This is a genomic window from Streptomyces sp. NPDC045026, assembly GCF_056432625.1.
The window spans coordinates 449,643-472,670 of the sequence record NZ_JBWKIS010000003.1; the positions used below are offsets into that span (position 1 = coordinate 449,643).

24 protein-coding genes and 2 riboswitches are annotated in these 23,028 nt (G+C 70.5%); of the genes, 15 read left to right on the plus strand and 9 right to left on the minus strand.

The features are described from left to right. Nucleotides 1-6 precede the first annotated feature (6 nt). From AC07EJ_RS09420 to AC07EJ_RS09440, 5 genes are all read left to right on the plus strand, one after another. Nucleotides 7-1,203 carry a L,D-transpeptidase gene (locus AC07EJ_RS09420; RefSeq protein ID WP_389478311.1) on the plus strand — a complete coding sequence of 399 codons (1,197 nt, stop codon included), beginning with the start codon at nucleotides 7-9 and terminating at the stop codon, nucleotides 1,201-1,203. Nucleotides 1,204-1,285: 82 nt separating this feature from the next. After that, a complete protein-coding gene (locus tag AC07EJ_RS09425) occupies nucleotides 1,286-2,053 on the plus strand; it encodes an enoyl-CoA hydratase/isomerase family protein (RefSeq protein ID WP_389478312.1) in 768 nt (255 codons plus the stop codon). A gap of 308 nt (nucleotides 2,054-2,361) precedes the next feature. After that, the gene (locus AC07EJ_RS09430; protein ID WP_165914622.1) at nucleotides 2,362-2,865 is read left to right on the plus strand and encodes an ATP-binding protein; all 504 of its coding nucleotides are present in this window, start codon (nucleotides 2,362-2,364) and stop codon (nucleotides 2,863-2,865) included. 295 nt (nucleotides 2,866-3,160) lie between these two features. Beyond that, complete coding sequence (locus AC07EJ_RS09435; protein ID WP_389478313.1) at nucleotides 3,161-3,964, plus strand: polysaccharide deacetylase family protein; 804 nt, start codon at nucleotides 3,161-3,163, stop codon at nucleotides 3,962-3,964. Next, nucleotides 3,961-5,160 (plus strand): YVTN family beta-propeller repeat protein, encoded by a 1,200-nt coding sequence (locus AC07EJ_RS09440; RefSeq protein WP_389478314.1) that lies wholly within the window; start codon nucleotides 3,961-3,963, stop codon nucleotides 5,158-5,160. Before AC07EJ_RS09435 ends, AC07EJ_RS09440 begins: the two co-directional genes overlap by 4 nt. A 56-nt stretch (nucleotides 5,161-5,216) precedes the next feature. Here the strand turns inward: AC07EJ_RS09440 and AC07EJ_RS09445 are convergent, their stop codons facing one another. After that, nucleotides 5,217-5,861, minus strand: coding sequence for a GNAT family protein (locus AC07EJ_RS09445; protein WP_389478315.1), 645 nt, complete (start codon nucleotides 5,859-5,861; stop codon nucleotides 5,217-5,219). A gap of 58 nt (nucleotides 5,862-5,919) precedes the next feature. On the opposite strand from AC07EJ_RS09445, the gene AC07EJ_RS09450 reads away from it, so the two are divergent. Next, nucleotides 5,920-6,837, plus strand: a complete 918-nt coding sequence (locus AC07EJ_RS09450; RefSeq protein WP_389478316.1) for a helix-turn-helix domain-containing protein — start codon at nucleotides 5,920-5,922, stop codon at nucleotides 6,835-6,837. A 41-nt stretch (nucleotides 6,838-6,878) separates the two neighbouring features. After that, on the plus strand, nucleotides 6,879-7,094 hold the full coding sequence (locus AC07EJ_RS09455; protein ID WP_389478317.1) for an EF-hand domain-containing protein: 216 nt from the start codon (nucleotides 6,879-6,881) through the stop codon (nucleotides 7,092-7,094). Nucleotides 7,095-7,109: 15 nt separating this feature from the next. On the opposite strand, the gene AC07EJ_RS09460 is transcribed toward AC07EJ_RS09455, so the two are convergent. Then, a complete protein-coding gene (locus AC07EJ_RS09460; protein WP_389478318.1) occupies nucleotides 7,110-7,328 on the minus strand; it encodes a hypothetical protein in 219 nt (72 codons plus the stop codon). A 17-nt stretch (nucleotides 7,329-7,345) separates the two neighbouring features. Next, nucleotides 7,346-7,519: a hypothetical protein gene (locus AC07EJ_RS09465; RefSeq protein WP_389478319.1), complete on the minus strand. Its 174-nt coding sequence runs from the start codon at nucleotides 7,517-7,519 to the stop codon at nucleotides 7,346-7,348. Here AC07EJ_RS09465 and AC07EJ_RS09470 point away from each other — a divergent pair. Beyond that, nucleotides 7,514-8,785, plus strand: coding sequence for a M4 family metallopeptidase (locus AC07EJ_RS09470; protein ID WP_389478320.1), 1,272 nt, complete (start codon nucleotides 7,514-7,516; stop codon nucleotides 8,783-8,785). The two genes, AC07EJ_RS09465 and AC07EJ_RS09470, sit on opposite strands and share 6 nt — an antisense overlap. 61 nt (nucleotides 8,786-8,846) lie before the next feature. Here the strand turns inward: AC07EJ_RS09470 and leuA are convergent, their stop codons facing one another. Continuing rightward, complete coding sequence (gene leuA / locus AC07EJ_RS09475) at nucleotides 8,847-10,571, minus strand: 2-isopropylmalate synthase (protein WP_478884012.1); 1,725 nt, start codon at nucleotides 10,569-10,571, stop codon at nucleotides 8,847-8,849. Nucleotides 10,572-10,866: 295 nt separating this feature from the next. Between leuA and AC07EJ_RS09480 the strand changes: the two genes are divergently transcribed. Together AC07EJ_RS09480 and AC07EJ_RS09485 are read left to right on the plus strand one after the other, a co-directional pair. Further along, entirely contained in the window at nucleotides 10,867-11,559 is a 693-nt protein-coding gene (locus AC07EJ_RS09480) for a FadR/GntR family transcriptional regulator (RefSeq protein ID WP_478884054.1), read from the plus strand. A gap of 46 nt (nucleotides 11,560-11,605) precedes the next feature. Beyond that, on the plus strand, nucleotides 11,606-12,346 hold the full coding sequence (locus AC07EJ_RS09485; protein ID WP_393584900.1) for an NADPH-dependent F420 reductase: 741 nt from the start codon (nucleotides 11,606-11,608) through the stop codon (nucleotides 12,344-12,346). 27 nt (nucleotides 12,347-12,373) lie between these two features. On the opposite strand, the gene AC07EJ_RS09490 is transcribed toward AC07EJ_RS09485, so the two are convergent. Then, nucleotides 12,374-12,925 carry a glycoside hydrolase family 25 protein gene (locus AC07EJ_RS09490; RefSeq protein ID WP_478884013.1) on the minus strand — a complete coding sequence of 184 codons (552 nt, stop codon included), beginning with the start codon at nucleotides 12,923-12,925 and terminating at the stop codon, nucleotides 12,374-12,376. A gap of 260 nt (nucleotides 12,926-13,185) precedes the next feature. Between AC07EJ_RS09490 and AC07EJ_RS09495 the strand changes: the two genes are divergently transcribed. After that, nucleotides 13,186-14,175 carry a L,D-transpeptidase gene (locus AC07EJ_RS09495; RefSeq protein ID WP_389478325.1) on the plus strand — a complete coding sequence of 330 codons (990 nt, stop codon included), beginning with the start codon at nucleotides 13,186-13,188 and terminating at the stop codon, nucleotides 14,173-14,175. A 29-nt stretch (nucleotides 14,176-14,204) separates the two neighbouring features. On the opposite strand, the gene AC07EJ_RS09500 is transcribed toward AC07EJ_RS09495, so the two are convergent. The 4 genes from AC07EJ_RS09500 to gcvT form a co-directional block, all read right to left on the minus strand. Then, complete coding sequence (locus AC07EJ_RS09500) at nucleotides 14,205-15,575, minus strand: L-serine ammonia-lyase (RefSeq protein ID WP_389478327.1); 1,371 nt, start codon at nucleotides 15,573-15,575, stop codon at nucleotides 14,205-14,207. A gap of 152 nt (nucleotides 15,576-15,727) precedes the next feature. After that, entirely contained in the window at nucleotides 15,728-16,987 is a 1,260-nt protein-coding gene (gene glyA, locus AC07EJ_RS09505; RefSeq protein ID WP_389478328.1) for a serine hydroxymethyltransferase, read from the minus strand. A 13-nt stretch (nucleotides 16,988-17,000) separates the two neighbouring features. Further along, nucleotides 17,001-17,384: a glycine cleavage system protein GcvH gene (gene gcvH, locus AC07EJ_RS09510; RefSeq protein ID WP_389478330.1), complete on the minus strand. Its 384-nt coding sequence runs from the start codon at nucleotides 17,382-17,384 to the stop codon at nucleotides 17,001-17,003. A 91-nt stretch (nucleotides 17,385-17,475) separates the two neighbouring features. Then, the gene (gcvT, locus tag AC07EJ_RS09515; RefSeq protein WP_389478332.1) at nucleotides 17,476-18,615 is read right to left on the minus strand and encodes a glycine cleavage system aminomethyltransferase GcvT; all 1,140 of its coding nucleotides are present in this window, start codon (nucleotides 18,613-18,615) and stop codon (nucleotides 17,476-17,478) included. 47 nt (nucleotides 18,616-18,662) lie between these two features. Further along, a riboswitch (glycine riboswitch) is annotated at nucleotides 18,663-18,774 on the minus strand. Beyond that, nucleotides 18,775-18,878, minus strand: a riboswitch (glycine riboswitch). It lies immediately after the preceding riboswitch. A 137-nt stretch (nucleotides 18,879-19,015) separates the two neighbouring features. Between gcvT and AC07EJ_RS09520 the strand changes: the two genes are divergently transcribed. The 4 genes from AC07EJ_RS09520 to AC07EJ_RS09535 all read left to right on the plus strand — a co-directional run bounded on the left by AC07EJ_RS09520 (nucleotide 19,016) and on the right by AC07EJ_RS09535 (nucleotide 22,970). Next, nucleotides 19,016-19,693, plus strand: coding sequence for an AAA family ATPase (locus tag AC07EJ_RS09520; RefSeq protein WP_389478396.1), 678 nt, complete (start codon nucleotides 19,016-19,018; stop codon nucleotides 19,691-19,693). A 106-nt stretch (nucleotides 19,694-19,799) separates the two neighbouring features. After that, nucleotides 19,800-20,567: an enhanced serine sensitivity protein SseB gene (locus AC07EJ_RS09525; RefSeq protein ID WP_389478333.1), complete on the plus strand. Its 768-nt coding sequence runs from the start codon at nucleotides 19,800-19,802 to the stop codon at nucleotides 20,565-20,567. 170 nt (nucleotides 20,568-20,737) lie between these two features. Next, nucleotides 20,738-21,538, plus strand: coding sequence for an enhanced serine sensitivity protein SseB C-terminal domain-containing protein (locus AC07EJ_RS09530; protein ID WP_389478334.1), 801 nt, complete (start codon nucleotides 20,738-20,740; stop codon nucleotides 21,536-21,538). A gap of 433 nt (nucleotides 21,539-21,971) precedes the next feature. Continuing rightward, nucleotides 21,972-22,970 carry an ABC transporter permease gene (locus AC07EJ_RS09535; RefSeq protein ID WP_389478335.1) on the plus strand — a complete coding sequence of 333 codons (999 nt, stop codon included), beginning with the start codon at nucleotides 21,972-21,974 and terminating at the stop codon, nucleotides 22,968-22,970. Nucleotides 22,971-23,028 lie beyond the last annotated feature (58 nt).

Genomic DNA, 23,028 nt, shown 5'->3' on the forward strand with positions numbered 1-23,028 from the left:
AAGATCGTGAACGGGCGACGACCGATAACGGCGGCTCTGCTGGGGGCCGCTCTGCTGCTGGCCACGGCATGTGGCGGAGGGGGCAGCGGTTCGGGCAGCGACGGCAAGGGCGGCGACTCGGGCAAGGCGGACACCAACAAGCCGTCCCAGGCCGTCGTCGCCATCGCACCCAAGGACGGTGCGGACGGCGTGGCCACCAGCGGTGACCTCCGGATCACCGCCGACAAGGGCAAGTTGACCGAGGTGAAGGTCGCCGACACCAAGGGCAACCCGGTCGAGGGCAAGATCGTGGACGGCGGGGCCGGCTGGACCCCCGCCCACCACCTGGCCGCCTCCACCAAGTACAAGGTGCACGCGGTCGCGAAGGACTCCGAGGGCCGCGAGTCCGCGAAGGACGTTGCGTTCACGACGCTGGTCCCGAAGAACACGTTCGTCGGCCAGTTCACGCCGGAGGACGGCTCGAAGGTCGGCGTCGGCATGCCGTTCTCGGTCCACTTCACGCGGGGCATCACGCACCCGGAGGACGTGGAGAAGGCCATCGAGATCAAGACGGAGCCGTCCGTGCCGGTCGAGGGCCACTGGTTCGGCAACGACCGCCTCGACTTCCGCCCCGAGAAATACTGGGCCGCGGGCACCGAGGTGACGGTCAAGCTCAACCTCGACGGCGTCGAGGGCCGGCCGGGCGTCTACGGCAAGCAGGCCAAGACCGTGAAGTTCACGATCGGCCGCAGCCAGGTCTCCACGGTCGACGCCAAGACGCACATGATGACCGTGAAGCGCGACGGCAAGACGATCAAGAAGGTCCCGATCACCACGGGCAAGCCGGGCTACTCCACGTGGAACGGCCAGATGGTCATCAGCGAGAAGCTCACGGTGACCCGTATGAACGGCGAAACGGTGGGCTACGGCGGCGAGTACGACATCAAGGACGTGCCGCACGCGATGCGCCTGACGACGTCCGGGACGTTCATCCACGGCAACTACTGGGGCGGCGGCGCCTTCGGTAACTACAACGCCAGCCACGGCTGCGTGGGCCTGCGCGACGTGCGCGGCGGCTACGACAGCAAGGTGCCCGCGGCCTGGTTCTTCAACAGCTCGATGATCGGTGACGTCGTCGAGGTGAAGAACTCGCAGGACCGGACGGTGGCCCCGGACAACGGCTTCAACGGCTGGAACATGTCCTGGGAGAAGTGGAAGGCCTGACCCGCCCGTACATGGAGAGGCCCGGCGCACTGTGACCAAGTGCACCGGGCCTCTCCCGTTAACGCGCACTAACCTGCTGTCCATGACTGCCCACCTCGAAGTCGCCGAAGGCGTCGGCACGATCCGGCTCGACCGGCCGCCGATGAACGCTCTGGACGTCGCCACCCAGGACCGCATCAAGGAACTCGCCGAGGAGGCCTCGCGCCGCGACGACGTACGCGCCGTGGTCGTCCGCGGCAGCGACAAGGCATTCGCCGCGGGCGCGGACATCAAAGAGATGCAGGTCATGGACCATGCGGCCATGATCGTGCGCTCCCGCGCCCTGCAGGACTCCTTCACGGCCGTCGCGCGCATCCCCAAGCCGGTCGTCGCCGCGGTCACCGGCTACGCGCTCGGCGGCGGCTGCGAACTCGCGCTGTGCGCCGACTTCCGCATCGCCGCCGACGACGCGAGGCTCGGCCAGCCCGAGATCCTGCTCGGCCTGATCCCCGGCGCGGGCGGCACGCAGCGCCTCGCGCGCCTGGTCGGCCCCTCCAAGGCGAAGGACCTCATCTTCACCGGCCGCCAGGTGAAGGCCGAAGAGGCCCTCGCCATCGGCCTGGTGGACCGTGTCGTGCCCGCCGCGGACGTCTACGAGCAGGCGCACGCCTGGGCCGCGAAGCTGGCGAAGGGGCCGGCGCTCGCGCTGCGCGCCGCGAAGGAGTCCATCGACGTGGGCCTGGAGACGGACATCGACACCGGTCTCGCGGTCGAGCGGAACTGGTTCGCGGGCCTGTTCGCCACCGAGGACCGCGAGCGCGGGATGCGGAGCTTCGTCGAGGAGGGCCCGGGCAAGGCCAAGTTCCTCTAGCGGGTGCGCAAAGCTCGCGGAGATGACCCGTATCAACTTCCCCTGATCCACTCGCAGTTGGCGGGACGTCTCACCGCCGTCCCTCGTTGGAGCGGTTTATCGCAGCCTTAAGGGAACCTTAAGGGCGTCGGGGACGCCGCGGTCGGTGATCTGGCCGAATCGGGCGATCGTCGCAGCTCAGCGGGCATGCGGCAAGGGTCTAACTGTCAGTGTCATATGCCAAACCGTCCCCCCGGAATGGAAGGTTCCGGGGGGCTTATTCGGCAGGAACGGCCCCGGAACCCGCTCTGGGCAGCCATGATGGGGGCATGGCGGGGCTGGAGGGTATCGAACAACCGCGGAGGCACGGGAGTGCGACCGCGGCGCGCTGGTCGCCTGCGGTTGAGGACGAACGGGCTCTGAAAGCACTGGAGTTGTTCGGGAATCCGGCCGAGGCGGAGGTCCCGCTGCCGTCGCGACCCGAGTCGGCGGCGACCGCGCGCAGGCTCGCCCAGGTGGTCGTCCTGCGGCACTGGGGGCTCTCCCCGAAGATGACCGAGGACGTCGTGCTGCTCGTCTCCGAACTCGTCGGCAACGCGGTGCGGCACACGGGGGCCAGGATCTTCGGATTACGCATGGTCCGCAGGCGCGGCTGGATCAGGGTCGAGGTGCGGGACCCCTCGCGCGGCCTCCCCTGTCTGATGCCCGTCCATGAACTCGACATCAGCGGACGCGGGCTCTGCCTGGTCGACAAGCTCTCCGATCGCTGGGGCGTGGACCTGCTGCCGCGCGGCAAGACCACCTGGTTCGAGATGCGGGTCGCCGACCGCTGAGTGTGGCTGGCCGGGGGTGCACGAAAGCCCCCGTTTTCGCCTTGTGGGGCGCCGCGGGGGCTTTCGTGGAGCGCCGTGGAAGGTGGGGGGTGTTATCCACGGCCGCTGTTGACGACCGAGCCCGGGTCAATGGGGGTCGTGTTCCCGACTATGGCAGACCTCGGCCCCTCAGGCCAAATGAATCCTCGGTGATGTGGGCCACGGGCCTGGTAAATGAAGATTTATTTATGCCCCCGTCCAGTATTCGTTAAGACCCTCGGGTCGGTAAGCACCTTTTGTCCCTTATCGTCCTTAAATGGGGCGGGTGACCACGACCGACCGCCGCGGAGCCCTCCGCTTCGGCGCCGGACTCACCGCCGCCGCCCTCACCACCGGCTGCTCCACCACCGCCCGCGACCCGGTGGCCGCCGGGCACTCCGCGAGCCCGGCCCACCCCGCGAGCCCGGCCCACCCCGCCCGCGCGGCCCCGGCCGCCCCGGCACCCCGCCGCTTCCCCGGGCAGCCCGTCCAGATCGACCACGGCCCCCGTGACCACCCCCGCGTCGCCCTCACCTTTCACGGCCAGGGCGACCCGGCCATCGCGTACGCGCTCCTCAAGGAGGCCGAGCGGGCCCACGCCAAGGTGACCGTCCTGGCCGTGGGCACCTGGCTCGACGAGCACCCCGCCGTGGCCCGGCGCATCCTCGATGGCGGCCACGACCTGGGCAACCACACCCTGAACCACCGCGACATCAACACGATGTCCGAGGCCGAGGCACGCGCGGAGATCACCGGCTGCGCGGACCGCCTGCGCCGGCTCACCGGCTCCATCGGCACCTGGTTCCGGCCCTCGCGCACCCAGCGGGCGACCCCGCTCGTCGAGAGCCTGGCCCGCACGGCCGGCTACCCGCACGTCCTGTCGTACGACGTCGACTCCCTCGACTTCACCTCGCCGGGCGCCGCCGAGGTGACCCGGAAGGTCACCTCGGAGATCCGCGAAGGCTCGGTCGTGAGCCTGCACTTCGGTTACGCGGACACGGTCGCTGCGCTCCCTGCCCTGCTGGAAGACCTCGACCGCCGCGGCCTGGCCGCGGTGACCACCACGGAGCTGCTGACATGACACCCCGCCGCACCCGTACCACCGCCGCACTGATCGCCGCCGCCACGGTCCTCGCGGCCCTCGCGGGCTGCGGCACCGACGCCAAGAAGCAACGGGCCACCGAGGCGCTCGGCACGCACGGCGTCAAGGCCGTCAAGCCGAAGCCGAAGGCGAAGCCGGTCGTGCAGAGCCTGCCCGGCATGCCACCCGTCCTCGACCCCAAGGACCTCTACGCCGCCGACCGCCCCAACAAGCTGTCGCCGGTCGTCAAGGACTTCCCGTCCCGCATCTACGTGCCCAACAGCGAGTCCGACACCGTCTCCGTCATCGACCCCAAGACGTACGAAGTCATCGAGACGATCCCGGTCGGCGGCGAGCCGCAGCACGTCGTGCCGTCCTGGGACATGAAGACGCTGTGGGTCAACAACGACAAGGGCAACACGCTCACGCCGATCGACCCGAAGACAGGCAAGGCGGGGAAGACGGTGGAGGTGCACGACCCGTACAACCTCTACTTCACGCCCGACGGCAAGTACGCCATCGTGATGGCCTCGCTCGACCGTGAGCTGGTCTTCCGTGACCCGCACACCATGAAGCCGCTCAAGACCGTGCCCGTCAGCTGCTACGGCGTCAACCACGCCGACTTCTCGGCCGACGGCCGGTACTTCATCGTCTCCTGCGAGTTCAGCGGCGAGCTCCTCAAGGTCGACACGGCGAAGATGAAGGTCGTCGCCCAGGAGCGGCTGCCCTTCGCGGGCGCGATGCCGCAGGACGTCAAGATCTCCCCGGACGGCAAGACGTTCTACATCGCCGACATGAAGGCCAACGGCGTCTGGATCCTGGACGGCAAGAAGTTCACCACCCCCAAGCTCCTGCCCACCGGTAAGGGCGCCCACGGCCTCTACGTCAGCAGGGACTCCCGCGAGATGTACATCTCCAACCGCGACGAAGGCACCATCTCCATCTTCGACTTCACGAAGAACGAGCTGACCAAGAAGTGGGCGCTGCCGGCCGGTGGCAGCCCCGACATGGGCGGCGTCTCCGCCGACGGCAAGATCCTCTGGCTGTCCGGCCGTTACAACGCCGAGGTGTACGCCATCGACACGCGAACGGGGAAGCAGATCGCCCGCATCCCCGTCGGGTCCGGCCCGCACGGCCTGGCCGTGTACCCGCAGCCCGGCCGCTACTCGCTCGGCCACACCGGCATCTTCCGTTAGGGCCTCTCGTTCGGATCATGCCGGGCTGATCCGAACAAAAGACCCTAGGACAAGACCTACCGGGGCGCGATGAACAGCGCCTCCGCGCCGACGGGACGGTAACCGGCCGCCTGGAACGCCCGCACGCTGCGGGCGTTCCCCGGGGACTGCTGGGCCCACACCGGCCTGCCGCCTGGGACCAGATGCCGGGCGGACACCGCCAGGAGCCGGCCGAGGCCCCGGTGGCGCGCCTCCTCGTCGACCTCGACCGCCGTCTCCCAGCGGCCCGCGACGCCGCGTCCGAGGACCAGCACCCCGCCGTCCGCCGCCCACATCCGCACGTCGTCGCGGCGCACCCGCGCCCGGACCACCCGCGGGTGGTCCGGGTCCGCGATCTCCTTCAGCGCCAGCGGCGGCCCGCCCGGCAGCGCCGGGGCCACCGTGAGCAGGTCCGTCGTGTCATGACGGCGCCCCGTCCGCTCCATGAGCGCGCCGAGGAACCGCGGATTCATCGTCGCCGCCAGCGGATCGCAGTCCAGGCCGTGCAGCGTCTCGTGCACCCACTCCGGGTCCTCGTCCGTGAACACCACGGAGTGGGCGGTGAAGGACAGCACCCCGGCGTCCCGGTGATCCGCCTGCGGCACGACCGTCGTGCCCCCGTCCGGCGGGGGGAAGACTCCTCGCGCCGCGGCGTCCAGAATGTCCCGCACAGTGCCCGGCATGACGTTTCCCCTCGGCTCGCTTGAGTCTCCACCCGCTGGAAGGTCCAGACTCCTCCACATGATCGACGACGGCCCGCGGCTGCTCACCATCGGGCAGCTGTCCCGGCGCACCGGCCTGTCGGTGCGCACCATCCGCTACTGGTCCGACGTGGGCGCCCTGCCGCCCGTCGGACGCAGCTCCGGCGGCTACCGCCTGTACGACGCCCAGTCTCTCGCCCGGCTCGAACTCATCCGCACTCTGAGGGAGTTGGGCCTGGGCCTGGACGACGTACGGCGGGTGGTGGAGGGGGAGTCGGACATCGCGACCGTGGCCGCAGCGCACGTGGCGGCGCTGGACGCGCAGATCCGCTCGCTGCGGCTGAGCCGGGCCGTCCTGTCGACCGTCGCGAAGAGGAACTCGAGCGCAGAGGAGATGGCCCTGATGAACAAGCTTGCACGCCTGAGCGCCGCCGAGCGCAAGCACATCGTCGACGACTTCATGGAGCAGACCTTCGGCGGCCTGGACGCCGCCGACCCGGACATCCGCACCCGGATGCGGGTCATGGTTCCGGAACTGCCGGACGACCCGACGGCCGCGCAGGTCGACGCGTGGGTCGAGCTGGCCGAGCTGATGCAGGACCCGGACTTCCGGGCGCACATGCGCAGGATGATCGAGTTCAACGCCGCCGACCGGGGGCCCGACGTGCCGCCGGGCAGCTCGCTGTGGTTCATGAGCCGCCTGGTGCAGCTCGCCGGGGAGGCACGGGAGCGCGGCATCGCTCCCGAGTCGCCGGCGGCGAAGGAGGTGCTGCGGGGCCTGCTCGGCGCCGACGCCGACCTGGCCGCCGTACTGGAGCGCATGGAGGCCGCGGCCAACAACGACGTGGCCCGGTTCCGGGACCTGGTGTCCCTGGTGCGGGGCCTGGAAACGCTGCCCCGGCACAACGAGGAGTTGGCTTGGGTGGTCGCCGCACTGCGCGCTCGTACAGCCAGTTAATCTGACCCCCGTCAGTGTTACAGCAAGAAGGGGTGGACCCGGTGGCGGACATCGAGGAAGCACGCAAGGCGTTCCAGCGGTTCGACGCGGACGGCGACGGCTTCATCACGGCGGCCGAGTACAAGAGCGCGATGGCTCAGATGGGCGACTTCAACGTCACCGAGTCGGTCGCCGAGGCGCTCATCGCCCGGCAGGACGCCAACGGGGACAAGGTCCTCTCGTTCGACGAGTTCTGGGCGAACCTGAGCAAGGCCTGAGCGCTGAGACCCCAGTCACGTCCGCGAGTCCCGGCGCCCGAGGTGCCGGGACTCGCGGACGCTTCGCTGCTCACCCTCCTCGGGCTCGGCCCCGAGGAGGACGCCGTCTACCGGCTTCTGGTGGACCGGCCGGACAGCGAACCGGCCGCCCTGACCGGCCCGGGGACCGTGCCGGACGACATCGTCCGCGCCCTCGGCCTCCTCGTGGAACGCGGCCTCGCCAGCGTCGAACACCGCGACGGCACCGTCCGCTACCGCGCCGCCCACCCGTCCTCGCGCTCGGACCGCTCCTCGAATCCCGCCGTGCCGCGCTGCATCGGGTCGAGTCGCTCGTCGGCGACCTGGCGGAACGGCACCGCTCCGCCCAGTCGTACGCTCGGGACCACGAGCCCATCACGCTGGACATCGGCAACGGGGGAGTGCACTACAACTCCACCATCGTCGGCGGCGCCCTGTGGGACATCCGCAAGAACCTCGACCCGAAGCTCGCGGACCGCATCGTCTACCGCTCCGCGCAGAACTACCTCACGCCGCTGTCCGGCTTCACCGACATGCGCAACGCGGTCACCCTCGCGGCCAAGTCCCTGAAGGTCTCCAAGGCCGACCTCGCCACCATCGCCAAGGCCTTCGACGCCCACGGCATCGAGCGGGGCTGGGAGCAGAAGGGCGGCACCCACGACGCCACCACGCTCGCCGGCAACGTGCTGCCCGCGTACGAGGTCTACGGCGGAGCAGTCGACGAGCAGGCCGCGCAGATCGACGGCGACGTCTACGCCATCGGTCACGGCGACGCCGTCGCCTGGGGCGCGGGGTCGGCCGGCTTCGGTATCACCGTCGGCCGCTTCGACAAGAAGCACCAGCACGAACTCGCCCAGAAAGACGCCTACTTGCTCGACCCGTCCCTCGACGGCGGCCGGATCGTCTTCACCCGGATCACCGCCGACGGCATCGGCGTCTACGGCGCGGGCGACAAGGGCCAGGGCCCGATCAGGAAGATCGTCGACACCCCGGACGCCGACGAGACCGAGCCGGTCACCGACCACGGGGCGCTCGCCTACATCCGCACCACCGCCGACGGCGAGCAGGACGTCATGCTCCGCAAGGCCGACGGCACCACCGTCGACGTGACGCCCGAGGCCGGCACCAAGGCCGCGCACCTCGCCATGAAGCACGGCACGATCGCCTGGGCCGGTGGTGACGGCACCTGGGTGTACGTATACGACATCGCCACGGGCACCACGCAGAGCAAGCGGATCGCCAGCCCTCTGTTCAGCTACGTCTCGGACCTCCAGATCACCTCCGACCGTGTCTTCTGGCGTGAGACGGGCGGCTTCCTGATCCCCAGCACCAAGTTCATGTCGGCGCCGCTCGGAGACCTGTCCAAGGCGGCGAAGCTGAGCAAGCCGTCGAGCGCGTACATCGCCCAGTTCTCGGTCACCGACGACTACTTCGCGTATGCGTCCTACGACGCCTGGGGCGCGATCGGTTCCTGGACCGGACCGATGAAGGCGCAGGTCGCCAGGACCGCGGACATCGTCGCGGGGACCGGTGTCTACACCCGCGTCTCGTGCTCCTCCGTCGCCCAGCTGGCCCCGTCCCTCGGTGACGGCCAGCGGATCGCGTGGCTGGACACGAGCGCCGCGGCGACCGACGTCGTGACCAGGAAGACGTTCGCGGGCACCTGCGAGTAGCCCGGCCCGACCGTCCTCGCGGGGGCGCCCACCGGAAGTCCCGGCGGGCGCCCCCGCTCCGCTACGCCGCCGTCACCGCCCGGTTCACGGCCGCCAGGACCGCCTGGACCGACGCCACCAGCGGCGAGGGGTCACGGCCCGCGCCCCACGCCGTCACGCCGTCGACCCGGCACTGTGCGTACGCGGTGGCCTCCTCGCCGCGCGTGTCCTCGGTGAAATCGACGACGTCGACGCCGACCCCGGCCGCGGCGAGCGCGTCCACGAACGCGGAGAGCGTCCCGCCGCCCCGCCCCTCGAAGTCGCCCGTCCGGTCGCCCACCTGGAGGGTGCACACGAACCGGTGCGCCTGCCCCTCGCCGTCCGTCGACCACGCCGTCAGGGACACGTGCCCGGCGCCGCGCCCCGGCTCCAGATAGGTCGCGCGGAACAGCTCGTACAGGTCCTTCGGACTCGCCTCGTGCCCGCTGTCGTCCGTGGCCTCCTGGACCACGCGCGCGTACTCGGGCCGCATCCTCGCCGGCAGGTCGACGCCGTGGTGGGTGCCGAGCAGATAGGCCATCCCGCCCTTTCCCGACTGCGAGTTGACGCGGATGACGGCCTCGTAGCTGCGGCCCACGTCGGCCGGGTCGATGGGTAGGTACGGCACGTCCCAGCGGGCCTCCCGCGCCGGGACCCCGGCCGCGGCGGCGGACGCCGCGTGATGCGCGAGGCCCTTGCTGATCGCGTCCTGGTGCGTCCCGGAGAAGGCCGTATAGACGAGGTCGCCGCCGTAGGGGTGGCGGGGATGGACGGGCAGCCGGTTGCAGCGCTCGACCACCTCCCGTACGGCGTCGATGTCGGAGAAGTCGAGCATCGGGTCGACGCCCTGTGCGTACAGGTTCATGGCCAGGGTGACCAGGTCGACGTTGCCGGTGCGCTCGCCGTTGCCGAAGAGGCAGCCCTCGACGCGCTGGGCGCCCGCGAGGACCGCGAGTTCGGCGCAGGCGACGCCCGTGCCGCGGTCGTTGTGCGGATGCACGGAAAGGATCACCGAGTCACGGCGGGACAGGTTCCTGTGCATGTACTCGATCTGGTCCGCGTACACGTTCGGTGTCGCGATCTCGACCGTCGCGGGCAGGTTGTGCGTGACCGGCCGGTCGGGGCTCGCGTCCCACAGCTCGGTCAGGCCGTCGCAGATCTCCAGGACGAAGTCCGGCTCGGTGACGTTGAAGGTCTCCGGGGCGAACTGGAAGCGGATGTGCGCGCCCGGCCGGGCGTCCGCGAGGCGCGCCATGTGCGCGGCGGCGTCCCGTACGGTCTCCCGCACCTGCGCCCGGTCGCGGCCGAGCACGACGTCGCGCCAGACGCGGGAGGTCGGGATGTACAGGTGGACGACCGCGCGCGGCAGGCCGTCGATCGACGCGAAGGTGCGCTCGATCAGATCGCGCCGCGCGGGCGTGAAGACGACGGGCGTGACGTCGTCGGGGACGGCGCCCGACGTCACCAGGTGGCGTACGAAGTCGAAGTCGGTACGGCTCGCGGACGGGTAGCCGACCTCGATCTCCTTGAACCCCATGTGGACGAGCAGGTCGAAGAAGCGGCGCTTGCGGCCGGTGTCCATCGGTTCGGCGAGCGCCTGGTTGCCGTCGCGCAGGTCGACGGGGACCCACAGGGGCGCCCGCTCGATCCGGGCGCCCGGCCAGCTCCGCTCCCGCACGGGGACGTCGACGCGGTCGTGGTGCGGGCGGTAGCGGTGGTACGGCATGGGGCCCGGCTGCTGCGGGTTCCAGTCGTAGGCGGTGGTCATGGGGTGACGTGTCCTTCGGCTCGGTCGGACGACGACCGGCAGCACGGCATCCCGCGGCGGGGTGCCGGTCGCGTCAGGCCCCGCCGCGGCAGCCGAGAAGAAGGAGACCGCAGAAGATCATGAGCAGTAGGCTAGTCACAGCTCAGGTCCTCAGACAAGTACTTTGGGAAAGTCCGGCGCGGCCGGGGGATAAAGTCTCCGCGTTCGCGCGGTGTTCAAGACGAGCAGCGGTGTTCACATGCCGTATTCACATGCGGTGTCGCATGCGGTGTTCAAAGAAGAGCAGGTGATTCCCGTGGCGCTCGGTGCGCTCCGTCCCAGCCCCCTGGTCGAACAGGCCGCCGAGCGGCTGCGCGAGCAGATCGCGTCGGGGCACTGGCCGGTCGGCACCAAGCTGCCCGGCGAGACGACCCTCGCCAAGGAACTCGGCGTCGGCCGCTCCACGGTCCGCGAGGCCCTGCGCGCCCTCGCCGGCGCCGGACTCGTCCGGGCCCGCCAGGGCGCGGGCGTCTTCGTCACCGCCGACCGGCCCGTCGACGACTGGCCCGCCCGGCTGCGCGCCGCGGCCGTCGCCGACGTCTACGAGGTCCGCGTCCTGATGGAGGTCCAGGCCGCGCGCCTCGCCGCACGCCGCCGCACCCCCGAGGACGTCGCGGCGATGCGCGGCGCGCTCGACGTGCGCAGGGCGAAGGCGCAGGAGGGCGGTGCCGCGTTCGTGGACGCCGACATCGCGCTCCACGCGGCGGTCGTGGCCGCCGCGCACAACCCCGTACTCACCGACCTCTTCGCCGAGTTCGCGCCCGCCCTGCGCCAGGGCCTCATCGACCTGCTCGCCCTCGTCGACGTCCGCGCCGCGGAGGCCGGCCACGGCGAGGAGGCGCACACCGCGCTGGTGGACGCCGTCGTGTCGGGCGACGAGGACACCGCGGAGCGCACGGCCCGGGAGGAACTCGCCGTGATGCAGGGCAAGTTGGCCCGCCACAACTAGACGTGTCCAGATGTGTCCGACGCCTTCTTGGTCCGGGATGACCCGAATGGCGGCGGTCCGGAATACGTCCGCGGGACCACCGGTTGAGCGCCGTGTCACCCCGCACGCACATCCGGAAGGGCACGACATGAAGATCGGCATCATCGGCGCCGGCAACATCGGCGGCAACCTCACCCGCCGTTTCACCGCGGTCGGCCACGACGTGTCCGTGGCCAACTCGCGCGGCCCCGAGACCCTGCGCGACCTCGCCGAGGAGACCGGTGCCACGCCGGTCACCGTCGCCGAGGCGGCCCGCGGCGCCGACGTCGTCGTGGTCACCGTCCCCATGAAGTCGGTCCCCGGCCTGCCCGACGGACTCCTGGACGACGCGCCGGAAGGCGTCACCGTCATCGACACCGGCAACTACTACCCGCAGCAGCGCGACGGCCGCATCGCCGCCATCGAGGAGGGCCTGCCCGAGAGCCGCTGGACCGAGCTCCAGATCGGCCACCCGGTCGTCAAGGTCTTCAACGGCACCTACGCCCACGACCTCCTCGACAAGCCGCGCCCCAAGGGCGACGCCGAGCGCATCGCCCTGCCCGTCGCCGGCGACGACGAGGCGGCCAAGACGGTCGTACGCGGCCTGCTCGACGGGATCGGCTTCGACTCGGTCGACACGGGCGGCCTCGACGATTCCTGGCGCCAGCAGCCCGGCACCCCCGTCTACGGCCTCGCGGCGGACGCGGACACCGTCAGGAAGGCCCTGGCCGAGGCGTCCCCGGGGCGTACGGCGGAGTGGCGCGCCTGAGTCTGAGTCACCGGGTGCGAGGGCGCGTCACGGGGTGGCCCAGTCCCGCAGCGCGCCCTTGCTCGTGAAATCGGCGACGTCCTTGTCGTGAGGGCTGTCGGTGTACTGGTGGAAACGCCACTCCGCCTTGATGCGCGGCTTGCCCGACGTCGTGTAGTCGGCGATCCAGAGCCCGTCACCCGCATAGGACGTCGTGTCCACGTTCAGCCAGAAATTCCTGTTCGTGTAGAGCAGGACCCGGTGATGGGGGCGCAGGCGCTTCACCTCGCGGATGAAGCGGTCCTTCTCCGCGTTGCTCGCGTGGGTGCCCTCCCCGGTCGTCTCCCAGTCCACGGCGAGCAGCTCCCCCGACTTCTCCGGGGCCTTGCTGACGAAGTATTCGGCCTGGGCCGTGAGGTTGCCCGGCCACAGGAAGTGGTAGAACCCGACGACGCAGCCCCCGTCACGGGCCAGTTTCGTCTGCGAGGTCAGGCGCGGATTGACGTACGAACGCCCCTCCGTCGCCTTGATGAAGACGAACGACAGACCATCCGTGTCGAACGTGGACTGGTAGGAGCTGACGTCGATACCGCGGAGCATGCTGGCCTCCTGGTCGGTGGGGCGACTGGTCGGTGGGGCGACGAGGTCGAAAAACCATCGTCCCCGATCCGGTGCCGTCGGGGGACCCCTTTTCGCACGTTGATCCGTCTGTGCGGTGAGCCGCCGCCAGGACGTTTCGGCGGCCGCAGTCTTGGAACACGCTTTACATGGCTCCGCGGAACTGCCGGAGCCGTGTGGATGTCTGACAGGGAGCTGGGCCCGATGGGGGGCATGGGGTGAATCGGAGAGTGGGGCAGGTCGTGGGACGGCGCAAGGGCGGAATACGGATCGCGCTCGTGACGGTCGCGGTGCTGGTGGGCGCGAGCGCCTGCGGCGGCGGCAGTGGCGACAAGGCAGCGGGCGGGAACGACGGGAAGGAGGCGGGGAAGCCGGGCGCGAGCGCCAAGCCCTCACCGGCGAAGCCGAAGGGCCCGCCGATGCTCCTGGAGACGATCACTCCGCTGAGCGACGCCAAGGTCGGTGTGGCGATGCCGATCTCGGTGGTCTTCACCAACCCGGTGGCGGCCAAGGCGCGCGCCTCCGTCGAGAAGCACATGAAGGTCAGCACCTCGCAGCCGGTGGCCGGCGCCTGGCACTGGTTCGGCGACAAGCGCGCCGACTGGCGGCCGAAGACGTACTGGCCCTCCGGTACGAAGGTGAAGGTCGACGCCGACATGAAGGGCGTCAGCAACGGCAACGGCCGCTACGGCGTGCACAGTTACACGCACTCGTTCACGGTCGGCGACGACGTCCGGGCCGACGTCTCCGTCACCGGCCACACCATGAAGGTCACCAAGAACGGCCAGGCCGTGCGGACGCTGTCGATCAACGCGGGCAGCGCCGAGTACCCCACCTGGAACGGCACGATGGCCGTCATCGACAAGCAGGAGAAGGTCCACATGACCTCCTGCAGCGTCGGCATCAGCTGCAACAAGGGCAGCGCCAACTACTACGACCTGACGCTGCCCTGGGACGTCCACCTGACCCAGTCCGGCACGTACGTCCACTACTCGACCGGTGACCCGAACCCGGGCAGCGGCTCCGCCCGTGGCTCGCACGGCTGCGTCCACCTGTCGCTGGCCGACGCCAAGTGGTTCTACGGCCAGGTCAAGCAGGGCGACCCCGTCACCATCACGGGCTCACCGCGCGCCAAGGCTCCGGCCGACAACGGGTACGCGGCCTTCAACCTCAGCTGGGACCAGTGGCTCGCGGGGAGCGGTTCGGGGGAGGGCACGACGGCGACCCTGTGACCGCCGCCGCCCTCAGCCCCCGCTGATCGTCAGCACTCGATGATGTTGACGGCGAGGCCGCCCCGCGCCGTCTCCTTGTACTTGACGGACATGTCGGCGCCGGTCTCCTTCATGGTCTTGATGACCTTGTCGAGGGAGACGTGGTGGCGGCCGTCGCCGCGCAGCGCCATGCGGGCCGCGGTGACGGCCTTCGCGGCGGCCATGCCGTTGCGCTCGATGCAGGGGATCTGCACGAGGCCGCCGACCGGGTCGCAGGTCAGGCCGAGGTTGTGCTCCATACCGATCTCGGCGGCGTTCTCGACCTGCTCGGGGGTGCCGCCGAGGACCTCGGCGAGCGCGCCCGCGGCCATCGAGCAGGCGGAGCCGACCTCGCCCTGGCAGCCGACCTCGGCGCCGGAGATGGAGGCGTTCTCCTTGAAGAGCATGCCGATGGCGCCAGCGGAGAGCATGAAGCGGACGACGCCCTCCTCGTCCGCGCCGGGCACGAAGTTGATGTAGTAGTGCAGGACCGCGGGGATGATGCCCGCGGCGCCGTTGGTCGGCGCGGTCACGACGCGGCCGCCCGCGGCGTTCTCCTCGTTGACGGCCATCGCGTAGAGGGTGATCCACTCCATGGCGCGGGCCGTCGGGTCGCCCTCGGCGCGCAGCTGGCGGGCCGAGTTCGCGGCGCGGCGGCGGACCTTGAGGCCGCCGGGCAGGATGCCCTCGCGGGACATGCCGCGCGAGACGCAGGCCTGCATGACGCGCCAGATGTCGAGGAGTCCGGAGCGGATCTCGTCCTCGGTGCGCCAGGCCTTCTCGTTCTCCAGCATCAGCGCGGAGATGGACAGGCCGGTCTCCTTGGTGAGGCGGAGCAGCTCGTCGCCCGTGCGGAAGGGGTACTTGAGGACCGTGTCCTCGGGCACGATCGGGTTCTCGCCGGCCACGGCATCTTCGTCGATGACGAAGCCGCCGCCCACCGAGTAGTACGTCTTCTCCAGGACGAGGGCGCCCTCGTGGTCGTAGGCGAAGATCGTCATGCCGTTGGCGTGGTACGGGAGTGCCTTGCGGCGGTGCAGGACCAGGTCCTCGTCGAAGCTGAACGGGATCTCGTGGACGCCGAGCAGGCTGATCTTCCCGGAGGTCTTGATCGCTTCGACGCGGTCGTCGGCCTTCTCCACGTCGACGGTGCGGGGCGAGTCGCCCTCCAGGCCCAGCAGGACCGCCTTGGGGGTGCCGTGGCCGTGTCCGGTGGCGCCGAGGGAGCCGTAGAGCTCGGCGCGTATCGCGGCGGTGTGGGCGAGCAGGCCCTCGTTCTTGAGGCGGCGCGCGAACATGCGGGCCGCCCGCATCGGGCCGACCGTGTGGGAGCTGGACGGGCCGATGCCGATCGAGAACAGGTCGAAGACCGAGATGGCCACGGGGGAACTCCTAGGTGGGTTTCGGTGGACGCCGTTGTCTGCCGGGGTCGTGCGCAGGGTGCTGCTGGGGGCGGTGCATGGGGCGGGGCACCGCTCTCACTGTCCAGTGTGCGCGGTGCCCCGAACTTTCATACGTACAAATGCGTACGAAACTACTTCAGGCCGGGGTACAGGGGGTATTTGTCGGCGAGGGCGGTGACGCGGGTCTTGAGGGAATCCGCGTCGTACTCCGGCTTGAGGGCCTCGGCGATGATGTCGGCGACCTCGGTGAAGTCCTCGGCCTGGAAGCCGCGGGTGGCCAGGGCCGGGGTGCCGATCCGCAGGCCCGAGGTGACCATCGGGGGACGCGGGTCGTTGGGGACCGCGTTGCGGTTGACGGTGATGCCGACCTCGTGGAGGCGGTCCTCGGCCTGCTGGCCGTCCAGCTCGGACTCGCGCAGGTCGACCAGGACCAGGTGCACGTCGGTGCCGCCGGACAGCACGTTCACGCCGGTGGCGCGGGCGTCGTCCGAGGTCAGGCGGGCGGCGAGGATCTGGGCGCCCTCGATGGTGCGCTGCTGGCGCTCCTTGAAGTCCTCGCTCGCGGCGACCTTGAAGGAGACGGCCTTGGCGGCGATCACGTGCTCCAGGGGGCCGCCCTGGAAGCCGGGGAAGACGGACGAGTTCAGCTTCTTCGCGAAGTCCTTCTTCGCGAGGATGATCCCGCCGCGCGGCCCGCCGAGCGTCTTGTGCGTGGTGGAGGTGACCACGTCCGCGTACTCGACCGGGTTGGGGTGCAGCCCGGCCGCGACGAGGCCGGCGAAGTGGGCCATGTCGACCCACAGGTAGGCGCCGGTCTCGTCCGCGATGCGGCGGAACGCGGCGAAGTCGAGCTGGCGCGGGTAGGCGGACCAGCCCGCGATGATCACCTTGGGGCGGTGCTCCTTGGCGAGGCGCTCGACCTCGGCCATGTCGACCAGGCCGGCCTCGTCGACGTGGTACGCGACCACGTCGAACTGCTTGCCGGAGAAGTTCAGGCGCATGCCGTGGGTGAGGTGGCCGCCGTGGGCGAGGTCCAGGCCCAGGATCGTGTCGCCGGGCTTGGCGAGCGCGAAGAGGGCGGCCTGGTTGGCGGAGGCGCCGGAGTGGGGCTGGACGTTGGCGTACTCGGCGCCGAAGAGGTCCTTCACCCGGTCGATGGCGATCTGCTCGGTGACGTCGACGTGCTCGCAGCCGCCGTAGTAGCGGCGGCCGGGGTAGCCCTCGGCGTACTTGTTGGTCAGGACCGAGCCCTGGGCCTCCATGACGGCGACCGGGGCGAAGTTCTCCGACGCGATCATTTCCAGCGTCGACTGCTGACGGAGCAGCTCGGCGTCGACCGCGGCGGCGACGTCCGGGTCGAGCTCGTGCAGGGGGGTGTTCATGAGCGACATGGTCGTGGTGTCCCTAGTTGCCGGAGCCGGAGAACGCGTCGTACTCGTCCGCGGAGAGCAGGTCCTTCGGCTCTTCCGAGATGCGGACCTTGAACAGCCAGCCGCCCTCGAACGGGGCGGAGTTCACCAGCGACGGGTCCTCCACGACGTCCTGGTTCGCCTCGACGACCTCGCCGGTGACCGGGGAGTACAGGTCGCTGACGGACTTGGTCGACTCGAGCTCGCCGCAGGTCTCGCCCGCGGTCACCGTGTCACCGACCTCGGGGAGCTGGGCGTAGACGACATCGCCGAGCGCGTTGGCCGCGAACTCGGTGATGCCGACCGTCGAGACGCCGTCCTCGGCGCCCGACAGCCACTCGTGCTCCTTGCTGTAGCGCAGCTGCTGGGGGTTGCTCATGATCTGAATTCTCCTGTACGCGGGTGGGTGCTGCGGAACGAGAGGGGTGTGCGCTGGGTTACTTCCGGCGCCCCCTGTGAGGACGGTCGGGCTACTTCTGGCGCTTGTAGAACGGCAGCGCCACGACCTCGTACGGCTCGTGGGCGCCGCGGATGTCCACGCCGACGCCCTCCGTGCCCGGGGCGGCGTGTGCCGCGTCCACGTAGGCGATGGCGATCGGCTTGCCGAGCGTGGGGGAGGGGGCGCCGGAGGTGACCTCGCCGATCACCTGGCCGTCGGCGACCACGGACATCCCGGCGCGCGGCACCCGGCGGCCCTCGGCGATCAGACCGACGAGCTTGCGCGGCGGAGCGGTCTCGGCGCGCAGGGCCGCGGCCTCGAGCGCCTCGCGGCCCACGAAGCGGCCCTCGTTGCCCGTCTTCTCGAACTTCACGACGCGGCCGAGACCGGCGTCGAACGGGGTCAGCGCCGTCGTCAGCTCGTGCCCGTACAGCGGCATGCCCGCCTCCAGGCGGAGCGTGTCACGGCAGGAGAGGCCGGCGGGGACGAGGCCCACCGGCGCGCCCGCGTCGGTCAGCGCCTGCCACAGCTTCTCGGCGTGCTCCGGGGCGACGAACAGCTCGAAGCCGTCCTCGCCGGTGTAGCCGGTGCGGGCGATGAGGGCCGGGACGCCGGCGACGGTGCCGGGCAGGCCCGCGTAGTACTTGAGGCCGTCCAGGTCGGCGTCCGTGAGGGACTTCAGGATGCCGGGGGACTCGGGGCCCTGGACGGCGATCAGCGCGTAGGCGTCGCGGTCGTCACGGACCTCGGCGTCGAAGCCGGCGGCGCGCTCGGTGATCGCGTCGAGGACGATCTGCGCGTTGCCCGCGTTGGCGACGACCATGTATTCAGGAAGACCGGCGTCGTGCTCGCCCAGGCGGTAGACGATCAGGTCGTCGACGATCCCGCCGTCCTCCTGGCAGATCATGGTGTAGCGGGCGCGGCCGGGGCCGATCGTGGACATGTTCCCGACGAGGGCGTAGTCCAGGAGGTCGACGGCCTGCGGCCCGGTGACGGTGATCTCGCCCATGTGTGAGAGGTCGAAGAGGCCCGCCTTGGTGCGGACCGCGAGGTGCTCGTCGCGCTCGCTGCCGTACCGCAGCGGCATGTCCCAGCCGGCGAAGTCGGTCATCTTCGCGCCCAGCGAGCGGTGCAGGGCGTCGAGGGCGGTCTTACGGGGGACGTTGCTCATGAGTGGTGCTCCAGGATCCCAGGCATGACAGACGAGGGCGATGGTCTTCCTCCCCATCTGTCATCGGAACCTGAGAGGTTCGCCGGCGCCACACGTACGGGTGGTCGCGGCTTGCACCTTGGGTGGAGCGGCCGAGGGCCGCCCGCTTTTCAGATATGCCTCGCCCGCGCGGTACGGGGCCTGAGAGATTCAAGGGAGGAACTTGCTCCTTCGGCGCCCCCGGGGACGCGTAGGCGTCCGGGGAGCTCTCCCGCGCGGATTCAAGCGGCCGGTATGCAGTTGGTCGTGCTCTTGGCGCGCACATCATTGCATGCCGACCGTACGGGGAAACCACTTGTACGGCATTACCGTCTCTTTACACTTGGCGGGCAAGGGTGGCGTGACCGGAGCGGGGAGGACGATCACGGTGCACAAGGCAGTGGCGGGTGCGTACGCGGCGACAGGGGTCGCGCAACGGGCGGTGTCCCGCCCCGGGCCGTTGGCAGGGCGCGGTCCCGTCGTCAGGGATCTGCGCGGCAGGCGCGGGCGTACCCCGCGCCGTCTCGGCTTCGCGCGGGGTGACCTGATCGTGGTCTCGGGGCTCCCGGGCAGCGGCAAGTCCACGCTGATGAGCCGCGTGGTCGGCGGCGGGGGAGCCGTGCGTATCGACTCGCAGGACACCCGCGACCGCTGGGCGGCCCGGCTGCCACGGCTGCTCCCGTACGCCGTGTACCGCCCGCTCGTACGGCTCGCGCACTTCGTCGGGCTGCGGCGGGCCCTGCGCTCGGGTGGCAGCGTCGTCCTGCACGACTGCGGCACGCAGGCCTGGGTGCGGCGCTGGCTGGCCAGGGAGGCCGGGCGGCGCGGCGCGGATCTGCACCTGATGCTGCTCGACGTCGACGCGGACACGGCGCTCGCGGGCCAGCGGGACCGCGGCCGCGGGGTCTCGCGCTACGCGTTCGCCCGGCACCGCCGCGCGGTCGCGGTCCTGGTGCAGTCGGCCGAGCGCGGTGACCTGCCGTGGGGCTGCGCGTCCGCCGTGCTGCTCGACCGGGACGCGACGGATGTGCTGAACGGGATCGGGTTCGAGGGGAGTTGAGCGACCGTGACCCTCTGTGCGCAGGTGGATGCGGAGGGTGCCGTGTCACTTGTACGCGCTAGGGTTCGGCCGCAGACAGAGCGGTTCCAGAGCGGGTGGTAGGCACATGGACATTCCGGCGCAGGCTCACGCACACCCGTACGGCGGGTGGCCGGCCAACGAGCTGGAGGAGGTGCTCGCCGCCTCCCTCGGGGTCGGCTCGGCGGGCGGACGGATCGTCGAGGTCCTCGGGCGCAGCCAGGTGTGGATACCGCTGCCCCAGGGCGGCGGGCCCGGCAGCCCGAACCTCGACCTGCCGACGCTGGAGATCGAGGGCCAGGCCTATGTGCCCGTCTTCAGCTCGGAGGAGCAGTTCCTCGCGGTCGTCGGCGACCGGATGGGCTGCACGGTCGCGCCGGCCGTCGAGTTCGCGCGCGGGCTGCCCCCGCAGGTCGGGATCGCGGTGAACCCGGACGGCGCCGTCGGCATCCCGCTCCCCCCGCCCGCCGTCGCCGAGTTGTGCAAGTCGGGGCGTACGCCGCTGGACGGGCCCGCCGCGGGCGGCCGGGTCAGCCTCTACGAGCCCGACTGGCAGGAGGACCCGGTCGACTTCCTGGCCGCCGTGCGCGAGGAGTTCGAGGCGGCAGGCGTCGTGCTCACCGCCCGCCGCTGCCTCGCCAGCGTCGAGGGCGGCGACCCGCTCCTCTTCGTCGGCGTCGAGGTGTCGCAGTGGGAGGGTCCCGCGCGCAACCTGCCCATGGACGCCCTGGGCCGCGCCCTCGGCCGGGCCCCGGCGCCCTGGCCGGTGAACCTCGTCCTGCTCGACATCACCCAGGACCCGGTCGGTGACTGGATGCGCGCCACGCTGCGGCCGTTCTACACGCAGGGTCACTGAAAGCCCGGCGCCGGTCCCCGTTCGGGGACGGCACGGGAATGCGGTCGACCGCGCGTACGTCAAGTCGGTGTCAGGATCGCCGCTTAAGCTGGTTTCATGACCTGTCTGGGCGGTCCCGCCGCGGGGAGCGGGTCGAAATCGTCGGGTACGTCACGAAGGGGCGGTTACGGGTGAGTGCGTCGGGCACGGCCGCGGCCGGTCAGGTCGAGCACATGCTGCGCCAGGTGACGCCGGGGCGTTACGACGCCTACGAGGCGCTGCTCAACGCGCTCGCGGACGCGGGCACCGGCCAGGTGTGGATGCTGCTCTGGCACGGCCAGGCCGGATCCCCCGACGCGCAGTACGGGAACATGGAGGTCGAGGGCTTCTCGTACGCCCCCTGTGTCACCTCCGCCCAGGAGCTGTCCGCCTCCGGCTGGAGCCGCGCCTACGAGGTCGTCGGCGGTGTCGACGCGGCCCGCACGCTCTACCCCGACCACTACGGCCTCTGGCTCAACCCGCACGCGCCCGGCGGCGGCGTCGGCATCCCGTGGCTCGACCTGCGCCGGATCGCGGGCGGCCTCGACCGTCAGCCCGCCGGGCCCCTGCGCCTGAGCGACCCCGCCATCGAGATCCCGCAGTTCTACGCCCTGCTCACGCAGAACGCGCACCGCACCACCGCGATCCGCTCGCTGCGCCGCGCCTGGGTCCAGCCCACGCTCGGTGCGCCCTATCTGGCGATCGGCCTCGATGTGTACGACACGTCGCCGGTGTCCGTGGACGCGGTGCGCGCGATGATGCAGCAGTCGGTCGTCGCCGTGCCCGAGGGACTGCCCGTCTCCACGGTCGCGATGTCCGACGAGCACGACCCCGTCGCCATGTGGCTGCGCGCCAACGCCCGCCCGTTCTACGACCGCGAGGCCCACGCGGCCCCGGCCGCGCCCGCCCCCGCCGCGGGGTACGGGTACCCGCCGCCGCACGGGACGTACTGAAACCGTTCACCGCGGGCCCTCGCTCCAACTGCCGCCGGAGACATCCGGGTTGACCCGGCCCCATTCCGCCCCGTTTTAGGGTGAGTCGGCGCAGCACCCGGGCATTCTCGCCACATCGGTCACCGTGTCGTATTCCGGACCCGACGCGGCTCTGCCGGGTCGGCGTGAATTGTCCGCTCAGCCGGTTCCCGCGTCCGCATAATGCACGCCTGCCGCCTCATCACGGTTGCGCAACCTTTCACGGGGAAGTCTGGCGGCTGGTCGCAAGCGCATTGAAGACTCCCTGCAGACACGGGGTTTCGACTCTGTGTACGAGCTGAACGGTCAACTGCGGGGCCATGCCTCCGGACTGTCCAGCGCGCGAGACAAGATCAAGCCGCTACCGCGGCGGGCGTGGGCCGGCCACAGTCGGCCGAGAGGGGTCAACCACACCGTGACCGCACCGATCGAGACCACTGGGGCCCAGGCCGAGGTGCAGCCCGAGGCTGTGCTCGCCGGCACCAAGGGGCAGCAGATCGAGGGGCGTTCCCTCGGGCGTATCGCCTGGAACCGCTTCAAGAAGGACAAAGTCGCCGTCGCCGGCGGCGTCATCGTCATTCTGCTCATCCTCATCGCCGCCTGCGCGCGCCCCCTGCAGCACCTCTTCGGCCTCGACCCGAACACGTTCCACCAGGACCTCATCGACCCCACCTCCTCGCTCCCCAAGGGCGGACTGGGCGGTATGAGCGGTGACCATCCCCTCGGTGTGGAACCGAAGTTCGGCCGCGACATCCTCGCGCGCATCCTCGAAGGCTCGTGGGTCTCCCTCGTCGTCGCCTTCGGCGCGACCGTCCTGTCGAACGTGATCGGGGCGGTCCTCGGTGTCGTCGCCGGGTACTACGGCGGCCGGGTCGACTCGATCATCAGCCGCTTGATGGACACGTTCCTGGCGTTCCCGCTGCTGCTGTTCGCGATCTCGATCTCCGCGACCCTGCAGGGCGGCGCGTTCGGCCTGAACGGGCTTCCGCTGCACATCTGCGTGCTGATCTTCGTGATCGGATTCTTCAACTGGCCGTATCTGGGCCGGATCGTGCGCGGCCAGACACTGGCGCTGCGCGAGCGGGAGTTCGTGGACGCGTCCCGCGGAATGGGGGCACGCGGCCCGTACATCCTGTTCCGGGAACTGATGCCCAACCTGGTCGGCCCGATCATCGTCTACTCGACGCTGCTGATCCCGACGAACATCATCTTCGAGGCGTCGCTCAGCTTCCTGGGCGTGGGCATCCAGCCGCCGCAGGCCTCCTGGGGCGGCATGCTCAAGGACGCCGTCGACTACTTCCAGGTCGATCCGCAATACATGATCGTTCCGGGTCTCGCCATCTTCGTCACCGTGCTCGCGTTCAACCTGCTCGGTGACGGTCTCCGCGACGCCCTCGACCCGCGCAGCCGCTGACCCAAGGCCGCACCGAGAGCTCCACAAGTTTCCGACAATGGAGGGGATTCCGACCATC

Excerpts from the sequence above, each read along its gene's own strand:
- gcvT (WP_389478332.1), bottom strand. The coding sequence starts at position 18,615 with ATGAGCAACGTCCCCCGTAAGACCGCCCTCGACGCCCTGCACCGCTCG.
- leuA (WP_478884012.1), bottom strand. The coding sequence starts at position 10,571 with ATGACCACCGCCTACGACTGGAACCCGCAGCAGCCGGGCCCCATGCCG.
- AC07EJ_RS09440 (WP_389478314.1), top strand. The coding sequence starts at position 3,961 with ATGACACCCCGCCGCACCCGTACCACCGCCGCACTGATCGCCGCCGCC.
- AC07EJ_RS09490 (WP_478884013.1), bottom strand. The coding sequence starts at position 12,925 with ATGCTCCGCGGTATCGACGTCAGCTCCTACCAGTCCACGTTCGACACG.
- AC07EJ_RS09445 (WP_389478315.1), bottom strand. The coding sequence starts at position 5,861 with ATGCCGGGCACTGTGCGGGACATTCTGGACGCCGCGGCGCGAGGAGTC.
- AC07EJ_RS09525 (WP_389478333.1), top strand. The coding sequence starts at position 19,800 with ATGGACATTCCGGCGCAGGCTCACGCACACCCGTACGGCGGGTGGCCG.
- gcvH (WP_389478330.1), bottom strand. The coding sequence starts at position 17,384 with ATGAGCAACCCCCAGCAGCTGCGCTACAGCAAGGAGCACGAGTGGCTG.
- AC07EJ_RS09430 (WP_165914622.1), top strand. The coding sequence starts at position 2,362 with ATGGCGGGGCTGGAGGGTATCGAACAACCGCGGAGGCACGGGAGTGCG.
- AC07EJ_RS09435 (WP_389478313.1), top strand. The coding sequence starts at position 3,161 with ATGGGGCGGGTGACCACGACCGACCGCCGCGGAGCCCTCCGCTTCGGC.
- glyA (WP_389478328.1), bottom strand. The coding sequence starts at position 16,987 with ATGTCGCTCATGAACACCCCCCTGCACGAGCTCGACCCGGACGTCGCC.
- AC07EJ_RS09425 (WP_389478312.1), top strand. The coding sequence starts at position 1,286 with ATGACTGCCCACCTCGAAGTCGCCGAAGGCGTCGGCACGATCCGGCTC.
- AC07EJ_RS09485 (WP_393584900.1), top strand. The coding sequence starts at position 11,606 with ATGGCGGCGGTCCGGAATACGTCCGCGGGACCACCGGTTGAGCGCCGT.
- AC07EJ_RS09450 (WP_389478316.1), top strand. The coding sequence starts at position 5,920 with ATGATCGACGACGGCCCGCGGCTGCTCACCATCGGGCAGCTGTCCCGG.